20 protein-coding genes are annotated in these 22,355 nt (G+C 65.0%); 12 read left to right on the top strand and 8 right to left on the bottom strand.

Features of this window, described 5'->3' with window-relative positions; genetic code table 11:
• Positions 1-37 precede the first annotated feature (37 nt).
• Together C8J42_RS06090 and C8J42_RS06085 are read right to left on the bottom strand one after the other, a co-directional pair.
• Complete coding sequence (locus tag C8J42_RS06090) at positions 38-904, bottom strand: protease modulator HflC (protein WP_235518904.1); 867 nt, start codon at positions 902-904, stop codon at positions 38-40.
• Positions 901-2,034: a protease modulator HflK gene (locus C8J42_RS06085; RefSeq protein WP_133019322.1), complete on the bottom strand. Its 1,134-nt coding sequence runs from the start codon at positions 2,032-2,034 to the stop codon at positions 901-903. The genes C8J42_RS06090 and C8J42_RS06085 overlap by 4 nt, the downstream gene beginning before the upstream one ends.
• Before the next feature lie 70 nt (positions 2,035-2,104).
• Here C8J42_RS06085 and C8J42_RS06080 point away from each other — a divergent pair, with 70 nt between their 5' ends.
• The 4 genes from C8J42_RS06080 (at position 2,105) to C8J42_RS06065 (ending at position 4,415) form a co-directional block, all read left to right on the top strand.
• Positions 2,105-3,055, top strand: coding sequence for an Mrp/NBP35 family ATP-binding protein (locus C8J42_RS06080; protein ID WP_133019321.1), 951 nt, complete (start codon positions 2,105-2,107; stop codon positions 3,053-3,055).
• Positions 3,056-3,153: 98 nt separating this feature from the next.
• Positions 3,154-3,585 carry a CoA-binding protein gene (locus C8J42_RS06075; protein ID WP_133019320.1) on the top strand — a complete coding sequence of 144 codons (432 nt, stop codon included), beginning with the start codon at positions 3,154-3,156 and terminating at the stop codon, positions 3,583-3,585.
• 55 nt (positions 3,586-3,640) lie between these two features.
• On the top strand, positions 3,641-3,976 hold the full coding sequence (locus C8J42_RS06070) for a hypothetical protein (RefSeq protein WP_133019319.1): 336 nt from the start codon (positions 3,641-3,643) through the stop codon (positions 3,974-3,976).
• A 10-nt stretch (positions 3,977-3,986) separates the two neighbouring features.
• On the top strand, positions 3,987-4,415 hold the full coding sequence (locus tag C8J42_RS06065) for a hypothetical protein (protein ID WP_133019318.1): 429 nt from the start codon (positions 3,987-3,989) through the stop codon (positions 4,413-4,415).
• A 305-nt stretch (positions 4,416-4,720) separates the two neighbouring features.
• Here C8J42_RS06065 and C8J42_RS06060 read toward each other — a convergent pair whose 3' ends face one another.
• Entirely contained in the window at positions 4,721-6,010 is a 1,290-nt protein-coding gene (locus C8J42_RS06060) for a homoserine dehydrogenase (protein WP_056489170.1), read from the bottom strand.
• Positions 6,011-6,101: 91 nt separating this feature from the next.
• Here C8J42_RS06060 and C8J42_RS06055 point away from each other — a divergent pair, with 91 nt between their 5' ends.
• Positions 6,102-8,849, top strand: a complete 2,748-nt coding sequence (locus tag C8J42_RS06055; protein WP_133019317.1) for a [protein-PII] uridylyltransferase — start codon at positions 6,102-6,104, stop codon at positions 8,847-8,849.
• A gap of 166 nt (positions 8,850-9,015) precedes the next feature.
• Here C8J42_RS06055 and C8J42_RS06050 read toward each other — a convergent pair whose 3' ends face one another.
• The 4 genes from C8J42_RS06050 to C8J42_RS06035 all read right to left on the bottom strand — a co-directional run bounded on the left by C8J42_RS06050 (position 9,016) and on the right by C8J42_RS06035 (position 16,039).
• Positions 9,016-11,964, bottom strand: a complete 2,949-nt coding sequence (locus C8J42_RS06050) for a TonB-dependent receptor (RefSeq protein ID WP_133019316.1) — start codon at positions 11,962-11,964, stop codon at positions 9,016-9,018.
• 549 nt (positions 11,965-12,513) lie between these two features.
• Positions 12,514-13,044 carry a translation initiation factor IF-3 gene (gene infC, locus C8J42_RS06045; protein ID WP_031396176.1) on the bottom strand — a complete coding sequence of 177 codons (531 nt, stop codon included), beginning with the start codon at positions 13,042-13,044 and terminating at the stop codon, positions 12,514-12,516.
• Between the two features lie 112 nt (positions 13,045-13,156).
• Positions 13,157-15,148 carry a threonine--tRNA ligase gene (gene thrS / locus C8J42_RS06040; RefSeq protein WP_133019315.1) on the bottom strand — a complete coding sequence of 664 codons (1,992 nt, stop codon included), beginning with the start codon at positions 15,146-15,148 and terminating at the stop codon, positions 13,157-13,159.
• A 75-nt stretch (positions 15,149-15,223) separates the two neighbouring features.
• Complete coding sequence (locus C8J42_RS06035; RefSeq protein ID WP_133019314.1) at positions 15,224-16,039, bottom strand: LD-carboxypeptidase; 816 nt, start codon at positions 16,037-16,039, stop codon at positions 15,224-15,226.
• A 52-nt stretch (positions 16,040-16,091) separates the two neighbouring features.
• On the opposite strand from C8J42_RS06035, the gene C8J42_RS06030 reads away from it, so the two are divergent.
• The 7 genes from C8J42_RS06030 to C8J42_RS06000 all read left to right on the top strand — a co-directional run bounded on the left by C8J42_RS06030 (position 16,092) and on the right by C8J42_RS06000 (position 21,038).
• Positions 16,092-17,489, top strand: a complete 1,398-nt coding sequence (locus C8J42_RS06030) for a Mur ligase family protein (protein WP_133019313.1) — start codon at positions 16,092-16,094, stop codon at positions 17,487-17,489.
• 25 nt (positions 17,490-17,514) lie between these two features.
• On the top strand, positions 17,515-17,769 hold the full coding sequence (locus C8J42_RS06025; protein WP_120299855.1) for a DUF6356 family protein: 255 nt from the start codon (positions 17,515-17,517) through the stop codon (positions 17,767-17,769).
• Positions 17,770-17,947: 178 nt separating this feature from the next.
• Positions 17,948-18,352: a hypothetical protein gene (locus C8J42_RS06020; RefSeq protein WP_133019312.1), complete on the top strand. Its 405-nt coding sequence runs from the start codon at positions 17,948-17,950 to the stop codon at positions 18,350-18,352.
• Entirely contained in the window at positions 18,349-18,552 is a 204-nt protein-coding gene (locus tag C8J42_RS06015; RefSeq protein WP_120299853.1) for a helix-turn-helix transcriptional regulator, read from the top strand. The genes C8J42_RS06020 and C8J42_RS06015 overlap by 4 nt, the downstream gene beginning before the upstream one ends.
• A gap of 1 nt (position 18,553) precedes the next feature.
• A complete protein-coding gene (locus C8J42_RS06010) occupies positions 18,554-19,483 on the top strand; it encodes an alpha/beta hydrolase (RefSeq protein ID WP_133019311.1) in 930 nt (309 codons plus the stop codon).
• 20 nt (positions 19,484-19,503) lie between these two features.
• Entirely contained in the window at positions 19,504-20,271 is a 768-nt protein-coding gene (locus tag C8J42_RS06005) for an alpha/beta hydrolase (RefSeq protein WP_133019310.1), read from the top strand.
• Complete coding sequence (locus C8J42_RS06000; RefSeq protein ID WP_120299850.1) at positions 20,268-21,038, top strand: hypothetical protein; 771 nt, start codon at positions 20,268-20,270, stop codon at positions 21,036-21,038. The genes C8J42_RS06005 and C8J42_RS06000 overlap by 4 nt, the downstream gene beginning before the upstream one ends.
• A gap of 45 nt (positions 21,039-21,083) precedes the next feature.
• On the opposite strand, the gene C8J42_RS05995 is transcribed toward C8J42_RS06000, so the two are convergent.
• Positions 21,084-22,193, bottom strand: a complete 1,110-nt coding sequence (locus C8J42_RS05995; protein ID WP_133019919.1) for a fatty acid desaturase — start codon at positions 22,191-22,193, stop codon at positions 21,084-21,086.
• Positions 22,194-22,355 lie beyond the last annotated feature (162 nt).

The following is a 22,355-nucleotide window of genomic DNA, read 5'->3' as shown; positions in this document are numbered from 1 at the left end:
TCTTGAATATGGCTCGGCGTTCAAAGGTTCCGCAGGCTCAACGCCCGCGGCCCTCGAATTCCCTCAGGTAACTGTTGTTCGGCGACAGAATGATCGAAGTCGATCCTTCCGGTGCCGGGCCACCGTCGGCACCGAACGTGTGCCGGTACGACTGCATCGCACGGTAAAAGTCGTAAAAATCAGCGTCCTTGCCGAAGCTCTCGGCGTAGATTTTCGCGGAATCCGCATCCGCCTGCGCACGGACGATCTGCGCCTGCTTCTGACCCTCGGCACGGATCGTGATCGCCTCTTGCTGGCGCGCGCTCGACATACGCTTGAGCGCGCTTTCGAGTGGCAGGCCGACGGGAAGATTCGCCTGCTTAATACGGACATCGACGATCTCGACACCGTATTGGCTGGCGACGCGCTGGAGACCCTTCTGGATGTTGTCCATCAACTCGGACCGCTCCGGGCTCAGCAATTCGACGAAGCGCCGCTTGCCGAGTTCGTTACGCAGCGCAGACCCGAGGATCGGACGAAGCTGATCCGGAATCCGGTCCTCGCTGCCGACCGCATTGCGCATCTTGCGCGGATCGACGATCCGGTAGCGCGCATAGGCGTCGACCTCGAGCCGGAGCTGGTCGGTCGACAGCACCAGCGTGTTGTCGAGTTCCAGATCCTGCACCCGCTTGTCGATCCAGACGATGCGGTCGACGAACGGGATACGCGCGATCAGGCCGGCGCCGGTCTGGCCGAACGGCGTGTTCGGCTGCCACGCGTTGACGGTGCGGATCGGCTGGCCGAAGCGCAGAATCACCGCCTGCTTGGTCTCGGGCACGATCGCGAACGTCGATGCGGCGAGGATCACGAGCAATAGCGCGATGATCCCGGCGACGATCGGGTTGCGGAAACTCACGGCGTTCACTGGGCAGCTCCAGGCTGGGGGGCAGCAGCCGCCGCAGCAGGCGCTGGTGTCGACTGGACAGCCTCGGGGTTCGGCAGACGCTTGGCGTTCGACAGCGGCAGATACGGCACCACCCCACCCGGCGTCTCGACGATCGTCTTGTCGCTCTTGGCGAGCACCGCCTCCATCGTCTCGTAATACATGCGGCGACGCGTCACTTCCGGCGCAAGCTTATACTGCTCGTAGACCTTGTCGAACGACGCGGCCTCGCCCTGCGCGCGCGCCACGACCTGCTGCGCGTAAGAGCGCGACTGGTTGAGGTTGGCGATCGCCTCCTGCTGCGCGGCAGTGACCGCGTTGAAGTCCTCGACGATCCGCGCAGGCGCCGCAGCCTGCTTGATCGCGACGCCCTGAATACGCACGCCCGACTTGTAGTCGTTGAGGATCTGCTGCGTAAGTTCGGCGACGCGCTGCTCGATCACCGTGCGCCCCGTACCGATTGCCTGGTCCAGCGTCGTCGTAGCCACCACCGCACGCATCGCGCTCTCGGCAGCGGCACGAACAGTGTCGTTCGGCTCGGCAAGCTGGAACACGTAATCGCGTGGATCCGAAATGTCCCAACGGACCGAATACGCCAGGTCGATGATGTTCTGGTCGCCGGTCAGCGTCAGGTTCTCGCCGTCACCGACGGGAAAATTGTCCGTGCGGATTTTCTGCACGTCCACCACCGTCACGTCGGCGATCGGCGCGGGCATCGTCAGGCGAACGCCCGAATCGAGCGTGCCGGCGTATTTACCGAAATAGGTGACGACGCCGCGTTGCTGGGGACCGATCTGGTGGACCGATGTGAACAGGATCCAGACGACCGCGATGATCGCGACGCCGATCGCCCAGAGTCCGCGGGCGTTAGCGCCCGAGGGCAGGCCGCCGAAGCCGCCCGTGCCGCCACCGCCGCCGCCCGAGCCGCGCGCTTTACGCAGGAACTCGTCGAGCGCGGTCGGCTTGGCGGCAGGCTTGCGGCCACCTGGAGGTTGCGCCCAGGGATTACGCGGGCCGCTGTTACCGTCGTCGCCCGAGCCGCCCCAAGGGCCTTTCGGTGTTTCGGTGGCGAGGATATCGGGGCGCCGGAACCAGCGCGAGAAGATCGTCATACCAACCTTTATAGGTGTGCGCTGGCGGAAAAACAGTGCCAAGCGGCCTTAGCGGTCCTATCTGGCGCGGATGATCGACATCGAAGGCGTAAAGGCGGCGGTTGCTGCGGTAGCGGGCAAGCGGGCGACCGTCCGGATGGAAGGGACGCGAGCGGGCATCATCATCGATGCGACCGGGCTCGACCCGCAGGCACGCGATGCGCTGGAGGCAACCGTGCGGATGGCCGCGACGCAACCCGGTGTGTCTGAGGTGCGGATCGCGGTGACCGCGGAACGCTCGACCCGCCGGCTGATCGCGGTCGCCAGCGGCAAGGGTGGCGTCGGCAAATCCACGCTCGCTGCCAATCTCGCCATCGCGATGTCGCGTGCGGGGCGCCGCGTCGGGCTGGTCGACGCCGATATCTACGGCCCGTCGCAGCCACGCCTGATGAACGTCGAGGGCACGCGACCGACCGCGAAGGACAAGGTGCTCGACCCCGTCCCCACCCCGTACGGCGTACCGCTATTGTCGATGGGCCAGCTTGTCGAGCCGGGCAAGGCGATCGCGTGGCGCGGGCCGATGGCGGCGGGGGCGCTCGGCCAGCTGGTCGAGGCGGACTGGGGCGTGACCGATACGCTGGTGCTCGATCTCCCCCCCGGCACCGGCGACGTCCAGCTGACGATGGTCCAGAAATACCGCCCCGCAGGCGCGGTGATCGTCTCGACCCCGCAGGATCTCGCGCTGATCGACGCCCGCCGCGCGATCGACCTGTTCGAAAAGGCCGGCATCCCGATCATCGGCCTCGTCGAGAACATGGCCGGCTATATCTGCCCGCATTGCGGCGAGGCGTCGGACCCGTTCGGCAATGGTGGGGCAGAGGCGGCGGCGCGCGAACTCGGCATCCCGTTCCTCGGCCGCGTCCCGCTGACGATCTCGATCCGCACCGCGTCCGATGCCGGCACGCCGCCCGCCTCGAACCCGGACGATATGATTTTCATGCCGATCGCGGCTCAGGTCGTCGCATGGCTGGGAAAACTGTGAAACCCGCAGGCCTGATCCACGTTGTGTGATTACCGGTCGTACCCGACGCGTAGAGTCGCGGTACGAGCGGACCAGGTTTCTTCTTGCAGGAGGCATCGATGCCGTTGACCGCCGATGCCGATATCAAGACGCTGCTCGAAAACGCGCGCACGATCGCCATGATCGGCGCCTCCGACCGCCCCGATCGTCCTTCCTACGGCGTGATGGCCAAGCTCCAGACGCACGGCTACCGCGTGATCCCGGTCAATCCGCAGATTACCGGCGAGCATGTCCATGGGGAGTTCGTCTTCCGAGACCTGTCGCAACTCGGCGACCCGATCGACATCGTCGACATCTTCCGCAACTCGGCCGCAGCCGGCGAAGCGGTCGATCAGGCGATTGCAGCAGGTGCGAAGGCCGTCTGGATGCAGCTCGGCGTGGTCAACGAAGAGGCCGCGGCACGCGCCGAAGCCGCCGGCCTCCAAGTCGTGATGGACCGCTGCCCGGCGATCGACATTCCCCGGCTCGGGGTCGCCAAGATCGAGCAATGACGCTTGCCCTCCCCGGCGATCGCGGCCAGTCTGCGTGTCTGTACGGGAGGCGCCGATGCTCGCGATGCTGCTGTCGATACTGATCGAAGACCCGCTGATGGCAACTGCTAGGGCCCGTATGGCCGCCGAACAACCGTGTATCCAGAGCGCGGACGAGACCGACATTACCGTCTGCGGTATGCGCACCGCTGACCGGTTCCGAGTGCCGCTCGTCGTCCATGAACCGGGCGACCCCAAGCATGAGAGCGTCCGCAACGAGCGCACCCGCCTTCTCAATCGCACCTCCCCGCTTGGCGATCTCAGTCCATTCCAGGTTGGCGGCGGGATGGTGGGTGTCACGATGACGGTCGGCGGCGAAGGCGGCACGTCGTTCCGCAAGCCCGCGCCGTAGGGATTTGACCATGCTCGCCATAATCCTGTCTGCGCTGCTCCAAGCGTCTGCCACCACCGCTGCGCCCGCGGCACCGCCCGTGCCCGAGCGTTTCTCGATCCTCGTCGATCCGTGCGCCACGCAGACGCGGGACGGCAACGAGGTCGTCGTCTGCGGCAAGTCCGCGATGACGACCCCTCGCCTACCGATGCGCGATGATCGCGGCCCGCCCGACCACGCGGTTGCCTCCAACCCCAACCTCACCGCCGTCCGCGCGCTGGAGTTGTCGGATACACCGTGCGCCGCCCGACAGGGAGGATGCCAGGTCGGCTTCGGTCCACCCATCGCCCCGATCGCGAAGGCTGCGGTAGGATTGATCAAGAGCGCGCTGGCGAAAAAACCCGACAAAACCGGCCGCGTGCCGATCGACCTCGATGGCCCCGTTGGCTCAGTGAACTAGGCGAATGAGTTGGTGGAATAAGGTAGCGCGGCTCATGTCTTCAGCACGCACGATCGCCCTTCCCTTGTTTCCCCGCGAAGGCGGGGACCCAGCCTAGACTTCGGTCTTTGTGGGAGAACAAGGGGGGGGTAGCTTTGCTGTCCACCACCCCGACGAAGGCCGGGGCCCAATTGGGGGACGGCGCTAACGAACCGCGCGTATCATTACTGCGACCTCTCCAATTGGGCCCCGGCCTTCGCCGGGGTGGTCGCCGATGAGCGGGGCGGTGCCACTAAGGTTGCCGAGCCCCGCTCAATCCCGCTTCCTCAATCCAGAATATGCATCCACATCGGCTGCCCCACGAGGCTCTGCGACCCCCGCAGCTTCTCCAACGCCTGGGCGATCGAGCGTTCCGGGCTCTCATGCGTGACGATCGCCACCAGCACGCTGCCATCGGCGATCGCCCCGCGCTGGATCAGGCTCTCGATCGACACGCCCGCATCCCGCATCGCCGCAGCGATCTCCGCCAGCACCCCGACCCGGTCCGCCACAGTGAAGCGCAGATACGCACGCCCCCGCCGCTCGCCGCTGTCCGCCTTGGGTGCCGCCGTAAGCGAGACGACCGGCATCGCGAACGGCGGGCCGAACTCGCCGCGCGCGATGTCGATCAGGTCGGCCACTACCGCGCTCGCAGTCGGGCCGTCGCCCGCGCCCGCGCCTTGGAACAGCAGGCGACCGACGAAATTGCCCTCCGCCACGACCGCGTTGAGCGATCCGGTGACGTGGGCGAGCGGATGATCGATCGGCACCAGATGCGGATGCACGCGCTGGAACAGCCCGTCCGCGCCCGCCTCCGCCAGCCCGAGCAGTCGCACGCGATACCCCAAAGCCGCCGCCTCGGCGATGTCCGCACCCAGCAGATGCCGGATACCGCTGATCGCAACGTCGTCGAACGCCGGCTGCGTCCCGAACGCGACCGCCGCCAGGATCGACAGCTTGTGCGCCGCATCGACGCCGTCGATGTCGAAGCTCGGATCTGATTCCGCAAACCCAAGCGCCTGCGCTTCCGCCAGCACCTCGGCAAAATCACGACCTTCAGATTCCATCTTCGAAAGTATGAAATTGCAGGTACCGTTCAGGATCCCATAAACACGCGCGATCTCGTTCGCCGCGGCGCCTTCACGCAGGCCCTTGATGACCGGGATGCCGCCCGCGACCGCGGCCTCGAACTTCAGCGCGACGCCTGCCCCTTCGGCTGCCTGCGCGAGTTCGAGCCCGTGGTGCGCGATCATCGCCTTGTTCGCGGTGACGAAACTCCGCCCCGCCCCCAGCGTGCTCCGCGCGAGCGTCAGCGCCGGTCCGTCGGATCCCCCGATCAGCTCGACCACGACATCCGCCCCCGGCTGCTTTGCCAGCGCGGTCGTATCGTCGACCCACGCGAACCGCGACAGATCCACGCCGCGATCCTTGCCGCGGTCGCGCGCGGACACCGCGACGATCTCGATCTCACGCCCAGCCCGTCTCGCAATCAACTCGCGGTTCGCATCCAGCAATCGGATCACCCCGCCGCCAACGGTCCCCAGGCCCGCAAGGGCCACGCGCAATGGTTCGCTCATTTTCGTCCTCCACTCGCGCGTCCGGTTACGTTTCGGCGGGCATTTGCGCAATCCTGATGACGCACGCGCCCGGCGCCCCTATCTGGGCGTCATGTCCGGCCGCTTCGATCACCTCCCCAACCGTCGCACGATCATCGATCGCCGCGCCGTCGCCGAAACCATTGCCGCGTTGGAAGGCGTCGACCCGACCGCGCTCCGCCGCGACGCGACCACGCTGCTGAAGGCAGCGCTGGAGAAAGGCCGGGTAGAAGTCGAACGTCGCCTCGTCGAACACCCATCGCGCGGGTTGGAAGCATCGAGTGCGCAGGCCTATCTGATCGACGCGCTGCTCCGCATCCTGTTCGATTTCACGACGCAGCGGCTCTACCCCTTACCCAATCCCACCTCGGGCGAACGCCTCACGCTGATCGCCGTCGGCGGTTACGGCCGCGCGGAAATGGCGCCGCATTCGGACGTCGATATCGGCTTCCTCACCCCCGGCAAGCAGACGCCCTGGGCCGAGCGCGTGATCGAGTCGATGCTCTACGCGCTGTGGGATCTCGGGCTGAAGCTCGGCCAGTCCAGCCGCTCGCTCGACGAGATGGTCCGCCAGGCCAAGAGCGACGTCACCGTCCGCACCGCGTTGCTCGAGGCACGCTACGTCTGCGGCGACACCGATCTGTACGAACAGGCCTCACACCGCTTCAAGACAGAAGTTCAGGCTGACACCGCGCGCACCTTCATCGCCGACAAGCTCGCCGAACGCGACGCACGCCACCGCAAGATGGGCGACACGCGCTACGTCGTCGAACCCAACGTCAAGGAGGGCAAGGGCGGCCTGCGCGATCTCCACGCGTTGTTCTGGATCGGCAAATACATCTACGACGTCCAGCGCGCCGCCGAACTGGTCGAGGTCGGCCTGTTCACCAAGGCCGAATACCGGCTGTTCCACCGCGCCGACAATTTCTTCCAGGCGGTGCGCTGCCACCTGCACAGCATCACCGGCCGCGCCGAGGATAGGCTGACGTTCGACCTGCAACGCGAGATCGCTGACCGGATGCGGTTCTCCGACCGACCCGGCAAGTCGAAGGTCGAGCGCTTCATGCAATTCTATTTCCTGCAGGCCAAGACCGTCGGCACGCTCAGCGGCGTCTTCCTCGCGCATCTCGACGAGAAGTTCGCGGCGCGGGGCCGGCGTTTCGGATTGCCGACGATTCGACGCTCTCCGCGGAAACTCAACGGCTTCGTGCTCGATCGCGGGCGGCTCGCGCTGCCGAATGACGACTTCTTCCGGGCCGATCCCGAACGCCTGATCGAGATCTTCCAGCTCGCCGACAAGCACGGCGTCGAGATCCACCCGCTGGCGATGCGCGCCGCCGCGCGGGATGCCAAGCTGGTCGACGACGTCCGCAACAGCCCGACGGCGAACGCGCTGTTCCTCGACGTGCTGACCTCGCCGCGCGATCCCGAACTCGTACTCCGCTGGATGAACGAGGCTGGGGTGTTCGGCCGCTTCGTGCCCGATTTCGCGCGCGTCGTCGCGCAGATGCAGTTCGACATGTATCACCACTACACCGTCGACGAACACACGATCCGCGCCATCGGCCTGCTCGCGCGGATCGAGAACGGCACGCTGAAGGAGGACCATCCGCTTGCCAGTGCGATCTTCGAACAGATCGTGTCGCGGCGCGCGCTGTACGTTGCGGTCTTGCTTCACGACATCGCCAAAGGCCGCGGCGGCGATCATTCGATTCTCGGGGCGGAGGTGGCGCAGCGTCTGTGCCCTCGCTTCGGCCTAACGCCCGCCGAAACTGAGACCGTCGCGTGGCTGGTGCGCTGGCATCTGCTGATGTCCGCCACCGCGTTCAAGCGCGACCTCAGCGATTTCAAGACGATCCTCGATTTCTGCGACGTGGTGCAGAGCCCGGAGCGCCTTCGCCTGCTGCTCACGCTGACGATCGTCGATATCCGCGCGGTCGGACCGGGCGTGTGGAACGGCTGGAAACGCCAGTTGCTCGGCGACCTCTACGAATCGGCCGAGGAAGTCCTTCGGTTGGGTCATAAGCAAAAGGGTCGCGCCGAGCGGATCGCGGCCAAGCAGCAGCATCTGCGGGACGCGCTAGGCTGGAGCGAGGAATCGTTCGCGACGCTCGTTCACCGGCTTCCCGAAGCCTATTGGATTGCCGAACCCGAAGACGTGCTGGCGCACAACGCCCGCTTCCTGGCGACCACGGGCAACGCGCAGCTCGCGATCGACGCGCATGTCTATCCCGGTCGCGGGGCGACATTGGTGACGATCTACGCCGCCGATCATCCCGGGCTGTTCTACCGCATCGCAGGCGCGATCCACGTCGCCGGCGGCAACATAATCGACGCGCGCATCCATACCACGCGCGACGGGATGGCCGTGGACAACTTCCTCGTGCAGGATCCGTTCGGGCGGCCGTTTGACGAGTCCGGGCAGCTTTCACGCCTCAAGACCGCAATCGAGGACGCGCTCGCCAACCGCGGCAAGCTTGCCGACCGCCTCGTCGCGAAACCGCTGCCGCGCACGCGTGCGGAGGCGTTCGATATCGTGCCGAATGCGCTGGTCGACAACAAGGCGTCGAACCGGTTCACCGTGGTCGAGGTCAACGCGCGCGATCGGCCGGCGCTGCTGAATCAACTCGCCAATGCGCTGTTCCAGTCGAAGGTGACGATCCACTCCGCGCACGTCGCGACCTATGGCGAGCGGGCCGTGGATACCTTCTACGTCACCGACCTGACCGGCGATCGGATCACCCAGCCCGCGCGGTTGAGGACGCTGGAGCGGCGTCTGCTGGCGGCGGCGGCAGGCGAAGAGATCGATCTGGCCGCTTAGCGCGCTTCCGGTTCTCCCGCGAAGGCGGGAGCCCAGGGTAACAGAGCGTAGCGCCTGTAATCCTGGGCCCGTGCGTTCGCAGGAGAACCGGGGTTTTCAGGGAGCACGAGCACGGAAAAGCCGGCCCACAGCGAACTGCGGACCGGCTTTTCATTCAATCACCCGATCAGAAGCGCGAGCGCAGCGTCAGGCCGTAAGTGCGTGGCTCGGCGAGGAATGCCGAGTAGAGCGCGTTGCCGGTGCCACCATAGGCTGCGACGTTGGCCGAAGACCCGGCACCCTGGAACGGCGTGTTGAACGCGACTTGGATGTAGTTCTTGTTGAACACATTCTGTGCCCAGAACTCGAGCGCCCAAGCCTGGTCCTTGCCGCGCAGGCCAACGCGGGCATTCACCACGGCGAAGCCGTCCTGCTTCTTCTCCGGCGCCAGATCGGAACCGGTATTATAGTCCGACGACAGGCGGCTATCGACATAGATCAGCCCCGACATGCCGTTCGAGCCGAGATCCGGCGTCCAGGCGAACGACGTCGTGACGACGTTCTTGGGGGCGTTCGACAACTGGCTGCCCGGCAGCAGGAAGAGTGCGCGGTCGAGCGGCTCGCCGGTGGTCGAGCTGCCGATCAGGTTCTTGCGGAAATGGGTATCCGCATAGGTATAGCCTGCCGTGAACGTGACCTGCTTGATCGGCGACATCGTCGCTTCCAGCTCGACGCCCTGCGAGATCACGCCCGGCTTCTTCGAACGGTTGGTCGGGCACCCTCCGGTCTGCGCACCAGTGACCGGATTGAACCCGTTGTCGCTATCGAGGCCGCCTAGGCTGTCCTTGCACGCTTCGATGTTCTGCACGACGAAGATCGAGCCGTTGAAGGTGTTGAGCTGGAAGTCGGTGAACTCCTCGCGGAACGCGGCGACATTGAACGTGAAGCCGCGCGTGTTGAACTTCGCACCGAGTTCGTAATTGTTCACCTTCTCGGCGTTGAAGCGCAGGCCCGGTGCATCGGCATTGGTCCGCGGCGTCAGCACGCCGTTTACCCCGCCGAGATCCGAACGGTCGAGGTTGTAGCCGCCCGCCTTGTAGCCCTTGGCGAACGACGCGTAGGTCAGCAGCTTGGTGAACGGCTTCCACGACAGGACTGCCGTGCCGGTGAACTCGCCATCGCCGAAGCTGTCGTTGAGGTTCAGCGCGTTCAACGCCGGGCTGGAGTTGCCGGTGCAGGTCAAGGTCACGATGCCCTGCGCGAACGCCGTGGCGCCGCTTTGCGACTGCGTGAGGGGCGCGAGTGCCGCCTGCTGGATCGGGCAGACCGTGTTGTTGTTGTTGAACTTCGCGTTGAACTTCTTCGTTTCGTGCGTGTAGCGAAGACCGCCGGTCAGCGACAACGTGTCGGTCAGATGCAGGATGTTGTGCGTAAAGAACGCGTAGTTCTCGCTCTTCTGGCGGTAGATCGAGCCGGAGTCGCCGACGTTGTTGACCCCGCCACCGAGACCGACCCCACCGGTGAGGCGGTCAAGCGCCGACGTGATCAGGCCGCCGGCACCGGCAGCCCCACCAAACGCTCCGGAAACAGTCTGACGCGCGGTCAAGCCCGTGCCGGGAAGGGCAACGGTGCTGTTCAAACACCCGGGTGAATTCTGTCCCAGTGCGGCGAGTGCAGGGCTAACGTTTGCAACGAGGCGGCAGGCAGCAAACTGACCATACTGTGCGCCGAAGACGACGTTATCGACCAGCTTCAGCTTCTCGTTCGAATAGAAGCCGCCGACCAGCCAGTCGAGCTTGTCGTTGAACAGCGAACCCTGGAGGCGCGCTTCCTGCGTGAAGGTCTTGAACTGGCGGTAGGCATTGCCATCCGCCGCGCGGTGCGTGAGATCGACATTGGTATAGTCGACATCGCCCGCATTGCCCGACTTGTACTGGCGATACGCGGTGATCGACGTCAACGTCGCGCCACCGAGATCCCAGTCGGCTTGCAGCGAGCCGCCGTAATCCTTGGTGGTATTCCGGAAGGTCTGACCGGGCGTGATCGCGACGTCGCGGCTGAACGGATCAGGCGTGTTGCCGGCCAGCGGGAACACTGCGCCCTGGCGACGCAGGATGTCGACGATGCGGTTCGTCGTGTTGTTCGTGACCGCGCCATCGGTGTTGACCGTGGGAAAGAACGGCGCGACTCCTGGCGCAGTGGGCGTGGGATCGGTCGTCTCGACCTGGTTGTAATAGACCGCGCCGCAGCAGCTTTCCTTGCGGTGCGAATAGTCGCCGATCAGGCGGAAGCTCAAGGTATCGGTCGGCTTGAACAGCAACTGGCCGCGGACGAAATACCGATCGCGGTCGTTGACGCGGCTTTCGCTGCCGTTGGCTGCCGTGACGTTCTTGTAGAAGCCGTTGCGGTTCACGTAGACGCCGTCGACCCGGAAGGCGAGCTTGTCGGCGATCAGCGGCCCGGTGATGCCGCCTGCAAGCCGCTTCTGGTCGTAATTGCCGTAAGTCGCCTCGGCGTTGCCATGCCAGTCGAACTCGGGCGACCGTGTGATGATATTGATGAGACCTGCAGAAGCGTTGCGCCCGAACAATGTGCCCTGCGGTCCGCGAAGAACCTCGACGCGGTCGATCTCGCCCAGTTCGTTGAGACCGACGCCGGTGCGGCTGCGATAGACACCGTCGATAAAGACCGCGACCGAGCTTTCGAGGCCGGGATTGTCGCCGACCGTACCGATTCCGCGAATACGCGCGGACGCGTTCGACTCGTTACCGGTTGAAGAGATCAGCAACGACGGTGCGAGCTGGTTGAGCGAGCGGATGTCGCTGCCGCCCGAATTCTGCAGCGCTTCCTGACCGACTGCCGAAACCGCGATTGGCACGTTCGACAGACGCTCGGAACGGCGCGTCGCGGTGATGACGATGTCGCTGGCGTTACCCTGAATCCCGGCGTTGGCACTTGCCGCCCGCGTGGTGTCGGCGTCCGTTGCAGCGTTGGTCTGGCCCGCAACCGATGCGTTGGCGGTACCCTGCGAGGGCGACGCCTGCGCTTCGACGGTGGACGTTGCCTGTTGCGCGAATGCCGGCGTGACGATGGCCGCAGTCGCGACGGCGGACAACAGATATGCGGTCATACGCATCGGCATTCTCTCCCTGACGTGTTCGAATGTTTTCGAACTTATGGTTTGGCCGTTAGGTAGAGATATTCCAACCTTCGCGTCTACTGATTTCCGCATACGGAAATCTATTTTTGAACATTGTGTCTCCAAACCGCCACATAGTGACAGGCACCAAACCCTAGTTTCAAATTGCAACTTGGTTACCATGGGGCCGAGCGACCCGGAGTGTTGGGTTCGACTGGAAGACAGGAGATAGAGCTGCATTCTGAGCATCAGCCGTGGATACGAACCATCCCTCGGCTACTTGGAAAGGGAGTTTGACCAATTCCGACCTATCGAACGAGGCTTCTCAGGTCGCGCATCTGGCATCCCGCCTCACCGGTATTAGGGAGGGCCCGCGCGTCCCGTTTGAACCAATGCATACGGCCGCCGCGATCTCACAGGAGCCGGAACTCCGGCGCTAGATGCAAGCAACCAGACGCCCAGTACCGACAAACAAAAAAGGCTGGCCAGTCCGTCAGGACTGACCAGCCTCAAATCTCGTGGTGGCAACCAAAGCCGCCATGCCACTTACTTCGGTGCGAGCACCATCAGCATCTGGCGACCTTCCATGCGCGGATACGCCTCGATCTTGGCGATCTCCGCGACGTCGTCCTGGACGCGTTTCAACAGGTTCATGCCGAGCTGGCCATGGCTAAGTTCGCGACCGCGGAACCGCAGCGTGATCTTGACCTTGTCGCCTTCGCCGATGAAATCGTTCACCTTCTTCATCTTCGTGTCGTAGTCATGATCGTCGATGTTCGGACGCATCTTGATCTCCTTGATCTCCTGCGTCTTCTGCGACTTGCGTGCGAGGTTCGCCTTCTTCTGCGCCTCGTACTTGAACTTGCCGACATCGAGGAACTTTGCGACGGGCGGATCGGCGTTAGGCGACACTTCGACCAGGTCGAGGCCGTGCTCGGCTGCCTGCTCGATCGCTTCGCGCGTGTACATCACGCCCAGATTCTCGCCCTCGTGATCGATCACGCGGACCTTCTGGCTCTGGATGAATTCGTTGAATCGCGGGCCGTTCATTGCGGGCGTCTGCATCGGCCGGCGCATCGTGGGAGGACGTATGGGGTTTGCTCCTGAAGTTTCTGACAATATTTGGGCCGGCTTATAGCGCAGAAACCCGCGCTCGGAAAGCCGGCCCTCCCAAGATCAATTGGCTACGTCACATATCGGGTGCGCGTGCCTCGTCCGCAAGACGCGCGATCGCTTCGTCGAGCGTCAGGATGGTCTGGGCCTGGCTGCCGAGCGTGCGGAGTGCGACCTTGCCCTCCTCGGCCTCGCGCTTGCCAACGACCAGCAGGTTCGGCACCTTCGCCAGCGAATGCTCGCGCACCTTGTAGTTGATCTTCTCGTTGCGGAGATCGGTCTCGACGCGGATCCCGGCAGCCTTCAGCTTGGCCGCAACCTCAAGCGCATAGTCGTCGGCATCCGACACGATCGTCGCGACGACCGCCTGCACCGGCGCGAGCCAAAGCGGGAAGCGGCCGGCATGATGCTCGATCAGGATGCCGATGAAGCGCTCGAACGTACCGAGAATCGCGCGGTGGAGCATGACCGGGCGATGCCGTTCGCCGTCCGCGCCCACGTACGACGCATCGAGTCGCTCGGGCAGCACGCGGTCCGACTGGATCGTGCCGACCTGCCACGTCCGGCCGATCGCGTCGGTCAGGTGGAATTCGAGCTTCGGAGCATAGAACGCGCCCTCACCCGGCAGTTCCTCGAAGTTCGCCTTGATCGTGTCGCTCAGGCCCGACTGCATCACTGCCTCGCGCAGTTCCGCCTCGGCCTTGTCCCACATCGAATCTTCGCCGAACCGCTTCTCGGGGCGCAACGCGAGCTTTACCGCGTAATTGTCGAAACCGAGGTCCTTGTAGACGCTGTCGAGCAGCTCGCAGAACTTGCGCACTTCCTCGACCAGCTGGTCCTCGCGAACGAAGATATGCGCGTCGTCCTGCGTGAACTGGCGGACGCGCATGATGCCGTGCAGCGCACCGTGCGGCTCGTTGCGGTGGCAGCAGCCGAACTCGGCCATCCGGATCGGCAGGTCGCGGTACGACTTGATCCCCTGCTTGAAGATCAGCACGTGCGCGGGGCAGTTCATCGGTTTCAGCGCCATCAGGTCGCCTTCGCCCGACAACACTGCGCCCTCGTCCTCGACGTTCGGGATCTCGTCCGGCACGACGAACATGTTCTCGCGATACTTACCCCAGTGGCCCGACTGCTCCCACTGCTTGGCGTCCATCAGCTGCGGGGTCTTGACCTCGGCATAGTCGGCAGCATCAAGACGGCGGCGCATATACGCCTCCATCTGGCGCCAGAGCACGAAGCCCTTGGGATGCCAGAACACCGAGCCCTGCGCTTCGGACTGTAGGTGGAACAGGTCCATCTCCGCGCCGATCTTCCGATGATCGCGCTTGGCGGCTTCCTCGAGACGGAAAAGATGCTGGTCGAGCTGCTTCTTGTTGAGCCAGCCGGTCCCGTAGATGCGGCTGAGCATCGCGTTCTTTTGATCGCCGCGCCAATACGCGCCCGACACGCGCGTCAGCTTGAACGCGGCGGGGTCGAGCTTGCCGGTCGAGGCCATGTGCGGCCCGCGGCACATGTCGAGCCACTCGCCCTGGCGGTAGATCGTCAGCTCCTCGCCCTCGGGCAGTTCGGCGGCCCATTCGGCCTTGAAGCTCTCGCCTTGCTGCGTCCAACGATCGATCAGCTGCTGCCGCGACCAGACCTCGCGCAGAAACGGCTCGTTCCGGGCGATGATTGCGCGCATCTCGGCTTCGATGGCGGGCAGGTCCTCGTCGGTGAACGGACGATCCTTCGGCGCGAAGTCGTAGTAGAAGCCATCGTCCGTCGCGGGACCGAAGGTGATCTGCGTACCGGGGAAGAGGTGCTGGACCGCTTCGGCCATAACGTGCGCAAGATCGTGGCGGACCAGTTCGAGCGCATCGGCCTCGTCGCGCGCGGTCACCAGCGCGAGCGCGGTGTCGCCCTCGAACGGTCGGTTGAGATCGCGCACCTGCCCGTCGATGCGCGCGGCAAGTGCCGCCTTGGCGAGGCCCGGCCCAATCGCGGCGGCGACATCCGCGGGGGTAGTCCCGGGCGCAACCTCGCGGACGGAACCGTCGGGCAGCGTGATTCGGAACATGGCGGACATGGAGGACTTTCTGGTGTTGGAAGAGGCGCGGCTTATGCCGTCGCACACCCTATATAGGCAAGCCGGCGTCGAACGTCACGCTACCCCGAACGGGACGACATGGTTTGCCTGTGTGTGGCCGACCTCGGCGCGGCCGAGATACGGCACGCCCATGTCGCGGCTCCACCGCACCATCATGTAATCCAGCGTCTCGCCCCAGGGCGGATCGTTCTCCTGCACCGCGGTCACCGCACCGAGGCGCAGGCCCGCGATGCCCTTCAACTGCGTGGCGTTGGCGACTTTGAAGAGCATGCGGTCGATTGCGTACATGGGCTCGGACACCTCCTCGACGATCAAGACGTGATCGGTCAGGTCGGGCAGCCACGGCGTGCCGATCAGCGAGGTGATGATGCTGAGGTTGAACGCCGCCGACGGTTGCCCGTTCAGTCCCGGCTCCAGCCCCGCCCTGTCACCGCGCACCATCCAGCCGAGCGATCGCGCCACCGTAGCTGCGCCGTCGTGGCGGTTGATGTCGCTGACCATCGGGCCGTGCACGGGTCTGCCGATCCGCCGGGCGTAGAGCGCGCCGAGCAGGAAGCCGACGTCGGAATAGCCGAGATACGTCTTGTGCCGAGCGGCGCGGCCGAGTTCCGGCATGACCATCGCCAGGATGCGGTTCGAACCATAGCCACCACGGAGGAACCAGATCGCGTCGAATGTGGAATCGTTCGCGTATTCGAGGAACGCCCCCGCGCGGCGAAAGTCGGAGCCAGCGAAATGGCCATCGATCTCCATGCATTGCGGGTGGAAGACGAGCTCGACCTCCGGGAACGCGGTTGCCGCGTAAGCGGTCATCTTCGCAATTGCCGCGGGATTGGTCCGGCTCGACGCGGCGAGGACACCGATGCGCATTGTTCGTGTTCCCGACCTTGCCCCGTTACCAAACCGCCCATATCGCGGGCCGATGGATATCAGCAAACCCTGTTTCTTCGTCGGCATCGGCGGCAGCGGCATGATGCCGCTCGCGATGATCCTCGCGGGCCGCGGCGCGACCGTTGCGGGATCGGACCGCAATCTCGACCAGGGCCGCGTGCCCGCCAAGTTCGACGACCTCGCGGCGAAGGGCGTCGCGCTGTTCCCGCAGGACGGCAGCGGGATCGTATCGGCCGACCAGCTTGTTATTGCCTCGGCGGCGATCGAGGCGACCGTGCCGGACATGATCGCGGCGGATGCGCTTGGCTGCACCCGTTCGACCCGCGCGGCGATGCTGGCGTCTTTGTTCAACGACAGCCGGCTGCCGATTGGTGTCGCAGGGACGAGCGGCAAGTCGACCGTGACCGGTATGATCGGCTGGATCCTGCACGCCGTCGGGCGCGATCCGACAGTGATGAACGGCGCGGTGATGAAGAACTTTGCCACGGCTGACGCTCCGTTCGCCAGCGCGCTGGGCGGAGAGGGTGAGGCTTTCGTCAGCGAAGTGGATGAGAGCGACGGGTCGATCGCCGGCTATGCGCCGAAGATCGCGGTGCTGAACAATGTCAGCCTCGACCACAAGTCGTTGGAGGAACTGCGCGTCCTGTTCGGGGACTTCATCGCGAAGGCCGAGACGGCGGTGGTGAACGCGAACGATCCCGATGCGGCGGCGCTCGCCTCACGGCTGCCGCGCGGTCAGATCACCACCTTTGCGATTGATGCGTCGGCGGATCTACGTGCCGAGAACCTTAAGCCGGAGCCGTTCGCTATCCGCTTCGACATCGTCTCGCGTGGCGTTCGGACGCCAGTGAAGCTGGCCGTGCCTGGGCGGCATAACGTGTCGAATGCGCTCGCGGCGATCGGTGCGGCGATGGCGGCGGACGTGTCGTTGGCCGATGCGGTCAAGGCGATTGCTGGGTTCACAGGGCTGCGTCGCCGCTTCGACCTCGTGGGAGAGGCCGGCGGGGTCGCGGTGATCGACGATTTCGGGCACAACCCGGACAAGATCGCCGCGACGCTCGATACGCTCCATGCGTTTCCGGGGCGGTTGCTCCTCTTCTTCCAGCCGCATGGGTATGGGCCGTTGAAGGTGATGGGGCGCGAGCTTGTAGCTACGTTCGTCGAGCGGATGGCGGAGGACGACGTGCTCGTGCTGCCGGACCCGGCCTATTACGGCGGGACGGTCGCGCGGGAGGTCACCAGCGCGGACATCGTCGGGCAGATCGTCGAGGGTGGTCGGGTCGCGCGGCACATCGCCGACCGTGCCGAGGCTGCCGCGGCGCTGGTCGCGGAGGCGCGGCCGGGCGACCGGATCGTGGTGATGGGCGCGCGGGACGACACGCTGAGCGTGCTGGCGGCGGGGATGGTCGACGCCTTGGCCGCTACCTGATACAGAGCAAGACAGGAGACCGCCCATGTTCCGCCGCTTGTTCCTCGACCACCCTGCCACCGTCGGGGAGAGCTATGTCGAGCATTTCGGCGTCGCCGGACGCTTCGGGATGACGATGATCAAGGGCGGCCTCGGCGCTCTGGTCCATGCGTTCGTGCCCGCTCTGTGCAAGACGCGCGGGAGCGAGACGGTCGCCGAGCTGCACCGCCAGATGGTGCTCAAACGCGGCGCGGTCGCGGCCGACCAGACGCAGATGAAGACGGTCGAATTCATCATCTGAGGATGCTTCGGAAGCCCGCCGGTTTCCAAAGGTTAGGATAAAGTCACACCTAGGACGCGTTCGCTAGCGTCTGGTAGCGATGCCTCATGACAAGCTGGCACGTCTTAGTGTAAAGTTCGGTTGACACTAAATGACTCATGTGACAAGTTTCCTTTACTGATTCGAAAGGGTGCTTTCCATGGCTAACAGTGCAGCGGTTCGGCGATACAGCCAACGGGTCATGGTGTTGATGTTCCTGTATGCGGCGAGCCTGATGGCGGTCGTCTACAGCTTCAGCCGGCATCTCTTGACGGGTCCCCCGGCCTATGTGGCGGCGATCCTGCCCGCCCTGCCGATCATCGGCATATTCATCGCGATGGGCCGCTACCTGATCGAGGAAACCGACGAATATCTCCGGATGCTGATGATCCGGCAGTCGTTGATCGCTAGTGGTTTCATGCTCAGCATCGTCACGGCCTGGGGGTTTCTCGAAGGGTTCGGCCTCGTCCCGCACATCGTTTCCTACTACGCTGCGGTGCTCTGGTTCGCGGGCATGTGGGTCGGCTTGGGATATAATATCGTGGTGACGCGGCGCTCGGCATGAAGAACCGCCTCAAGGTGCTGCGCGCCGAGCGGGACTGGAGCCAGGGCGACCTCGCCGACCGTCTCGACGTGTCGCGGCAGAGCGTCAACGCGATCGAAACGGGGCGCTATGATCCGTCGCTGCCGCTCGCGTTCAAGATCGCCGAACTGTTCGACCTCAGCATCGAAGACATTTTCACTAGCCCGTCGAAGGAGTCGTGACATGATTTCGCACTTCAAAGCTCGCCTTGCAGCTACCGCCGTGACGCTGATGATCGTCCTGAGCCCCGCCGCGAGCCACGCGCAGGCTGCGACGGCCGCCACGCCGAAGGTCGATGCGGCCGAGACTCAGATGCCGCACATCTCGGTGCAGACCATCGGCAAGGGTACGCCGGTGATCCTCGTTCCGGGGCTGTCGTCGCCTCGCGCGGTGTGGGCGGGCGTCGTGCCCACACTCGCCAAGTCGCACCAAGTGTATGTGGTGCAGGTCAACGGCTTCGGCGGCGACGATCCGCGCGCGAACCTGTCGCCGGGCATCCTCGATGGGATCGTCGGCGACCTGCACACGCTGGTCGCCCAGTCGAAGCTCGGCAAGCCGGCCATCGTCGGGCATTCGATGGGTGGGCTGGTCGCGCTGATGCTGGCCAAGGCGCATCCGGATGACGTCAGCAAGCTGATGATCGTCGATTCGCTGCCGTATATCGGGGAGATCTTCGCGCCTGGTGCGACGGTTGCGGCGCTCGAACCACAGGCCAAGGCGATGCGTGCCGGGATGGCCGCAGCGTACGGGAAGCCGGCGAACCCGGCGGCGAACGAGGCGCTTGCCGCGCGGATGGCACTGAAGCCGGACTCACGCATGACCGTAGCCGATTGGGCAGCGAAGGCGGATGCGCGCGTCTCTGCGCAGGCGATGTACGAAGATTTGACCACCGACTTGCGTCCCGACATGGCGTCGATCGCAGCGCCAATTACGCTGGTCTACCCGTGGAACGCGGTGGGGCCGACCAAGCCAGTCGCCGATGCGCTCTATCGGAAGGCCTACGCGACGGCACCGCACGTGACCTTCGTCGATATCGGCGATGCGGCCCATTTCGTGATGCTCGATCAACCTGCCGCGTTCCAGGCTGCACTCGACGCCTTTCTCCGCGACTGAGGGGCGGCTAAGGTATCGGCATGACCGATACCGCCACGCCGCCTGCACCGACGCCGCCCGCAAATGAGCGCCCTCGCCTCGCCTATCATCATACGCCCGCAGCCGAGGGCGTGACGGGACCGACGATCGTGTTCCTGTCGGGCTATGCGTCCGACATGATGGGGACCAAGGCGGTGACGCTGGAGGCGTGGGCGAAGTCCGAGGGGCGCGCGTTCCTGCGGTTCGACTATGGTGGCTGCGGGCAGAGCGAGGGCGCGTTCGAGGACCAGACTTTGGTCGACTGGCGCGACGACGTGCTGGCGATGATCGATGCGCTGGTGGAGGATTCGGCGATCCTCGTCGGATCGTCGATGGGCGGCTGGCTGATGCTGCTGGCGGCGAAGATGCGGCCCGATCTGGTGAAGGGGCTGGTCGGCATCGCGCCGGCGCCCGACTTCACCGACTGGGGCTTCAGCACCGACGAGAAGATGGCGCTGCTCAGCAACGGGCGGATCGAGCGCAAGAACCCCTATGGTCCCGAGCCGACCGTCTATACGCGCCCCTTCTGGTCGTCGGGCGAGGCCAACCGGCTAATGTTCGGCGAGATCGCGTTCGACGGCCCGGTCCGGCTGGTCCAGGGGCAGCGCGATCCGGACGTGCCGTGGCACCGCACCGCGCGGCTGGCCGAACTGTTGCGTTCAGCCGACGTGCAGACGTGGCTGGTCAAGGACGGCGACCACCGCCTGTCGCGTGACAGCGACATTTCCCTCATTATCCGGGCGGTGGAGGATGTGATCGCCGCCTTATGATACTGATAGTGTTGCTTGCCGCTGCGCAGGCCGCCGCCCCCAGTCCAGCCGCCGCTCCTGCTGCCGGCCCCGTCGATGCGCAGAGCGGTCGGTTCGCTCGCTGTGCTGCCCTGGCGCAGAGCGACCCCGCCGGCGCACGGGCCGCGGCGGGGCGCTGGCGAATCAGCGGGGGACGGTATTTCGCGCGGCAATGCGCCGGGCTCGCCTTCGCCGCCGAAAAGAATTGGCCGTCGGCGGCGGCCGAATTCGAGGAAGCGGCGCGGGAGGCACAGATCGCGAAGGACACGCGAGCAGCCAATTATTGGGCACAGGCGGGCAATGCATGGCTCGCCTCGGGGCAGCCCGCCAAGGCGCGTGTCGCGCTCGATTCCGCGCTTACCGCGGGGTCGCTGACCGGACTGCCGCTCGGTGAAGCGCAACTGGATCATGCGCGCGCGCTGGTCGCGGCGGGCGAGCTTGATGCGGCGCGGAGCGATCTCGATCTTGCGCTGACGACCGCCGGCGCCGACCCGCTCGCGTGGCTGTTGTCGGCGACGCTAGCCCGTCGGATGAGCAACATTCCGCGCGCCAAAGCAGATATCGCACAGGCCTTGAAGCGCTCGGCCGACGATGCGTCGGTTCAGTTGGAAGCGGGGAACATCGCGGCGTCGGCTGGCGACGAAGCGGCTGCGCGGGAGGCATGGGGAACGGCTGCGAAATTGTCGCCGACGACCGATGTCGGACGCAACGCGGTCATGGCGCTCAAGCAGTTCGACGCTGCGAAATAATCTGGACTGTTGGGCCAGTCACTCGGGACCGGCCCGGCATTCTGATCAGCGGCGGACCATCGTGCTGCGTGCGATCTTACTCACCAGACCGGGCAGACCGGGATAGCTCGCCTTGTGATACGGCGAGAGCGCGTCGAGTTCGGCGGTGATCCGCCGGTGAGCCTCGCCCAGTGCGTGGTAGGGTAGACCCGGCAACAGGTGATGCAGCGCGTGGTAGCGCAGACCCACCGGCGCCCAGAGCGCGGGCAGCAGCGCCGGAGGCGGCACGTTGACCGTGTCGAGATACTGCGCGGTCACCGTCATCGGCTCGCCGTCATTCTCCCAAAGATGCGCGACCAGCGTACGAACCTGGTTAAGCACCGCGAATGCCGAGGCTACCGCGAAGATCGTCACGAACGCGCGCAACGGCAGCACGCCGGTCACGGTAATCGCGATCAGCGTGATCGCCCACAGGCTCGCAGCAATCTCGAGCCGATCCCAATAGACCTTTGCCTCACCGTCGGGAGCGCGACGGCGGAACTGCGGGTTGATCGCGAGGGCCGAATAGCGCTCGACGATCATCGTCCGCAGCTTGGGCGACAGCAGCGAGATCGGCGACAGAATTGCAAACCGGATCAGCAGTGCGATCGGTGCGAGCGCCGATACGACGATGAACAGCGGCAGCGTCCACGGCTTCATGAGTGCGAGCGGCAAATATTCGGGATCCTCGACCGTGCCGTAGCGGGTCTTGGCGTGGTGAAGGTTGTGGACGCCCTCGTACATGAAGGACGGGGTCAACAGGGGAATGCCGACCAGCACGTTCCAGCCGAGCCGGAAGTTGGGCACGGACGCATGCTTCATGTGGCTGACTTCGTGGATAAAGCTCAGACCGCGGTAGAGCCCCAGCATTGCCACGATGCCGGCAACGATCACTACCGGCGTCGACGTCGATGTGGCCGCCACTGCCAGTGCACCGTAGCCGACCACCATCGATGCGATCAGGTCCGCCCAGTAGATTGCGGGACGCGGCTTCACCAGATCTCGCGTCAGGTCTGCGGCTGCACGCAACATCGCCTTGTCGTCGGCAACGCGCTCCATCCCTCCGACACGGGGCGAACCCGCGGGAGTGGAAGCTGGAGCGGCCGTGCCGCGAGCGAGGCTGAGCGATGTGTCCATGGGCATGTCCATTGCCCGAAGATAGTGGCGGTACCGTGGCATTTACAGGTCGCGCGGAGCCGCCGTGCCGGAGGAAACCCGATCACTCTGACAGGGTCCTGCGATGACGCACGTGTCACTCGCCTTTATTCGCTTCGCTGGGTAGACACGCGCAACTGCCTA

It is taken from the genome of Sphingomonas sp. PP-CE-1A-559 (genome assembly GCF_004340965.1).
Classification (GTDB): domain Bacteria; phylum Pseudomonadota; class Alphaproteobacteria; order Sphingomonadales; family Sphingomonadaceae; genus Sphingomonas.
The sequence above is the reverse complement of the archived record's forward strand: the minus strand, read 5'-3'. Positions and strand labels throughout refer to the sequence as shown.